Genomic DNA, 268 nt, shown 5'->3' with positions numbered 1-268 from the left:
TCTCCCACAGGGTCCCCCCTGCAGTACCATCGGCGCTGTAAGGCTTAGCTTCCGGGTTCGGAATGTAACCGGGCGTTTCCCTCACGCTATGACCACCGAAACACTATGAAACTGTCCAGCCGCACCACACCGTGACCATGGCATGGGGCTGTTCGTGGTTTCAGAACCAACACAGTGGACGCGAGCAACTGAGGACAAGCCCTCGGCCTATTAGTACCAGTCAGCTTCACCCATTACTGGGCTTCCACATCCGGCCTATCAACCCAGT

2 rRNA genes are annotated in these 268 nt (G+C 57.1%); both read right to left on the bottom strand.

What is annotated here, in order from left to right:
* Positions 1-100 (bottom strand): 5S ribosomal RNA (rrf, locus tag QQM72_RS40760); the annotation flags it as partial.
* Between the two features lie 90 nt (positions 101-190).
* A 23S ribosomal RNA gene (locus QQM72_RS40755) occupies positions 191-268 on the bottom strand; the annotation flags it as partial.

The organism is Streptomyces zaehneri (assembly GCF_032248645.1).
Taxonomy (GTDB): Bacteria; Actinomycetota; Actinomycetes; order Streptomycetales; family Streptomycetaceae; genus Streptomyces; species Streptomyces coriariae.
Note: the sequence above shows the minus strand (reverse complement) of the source record. Positions and strands in the feature narration are given on the sequence as shown.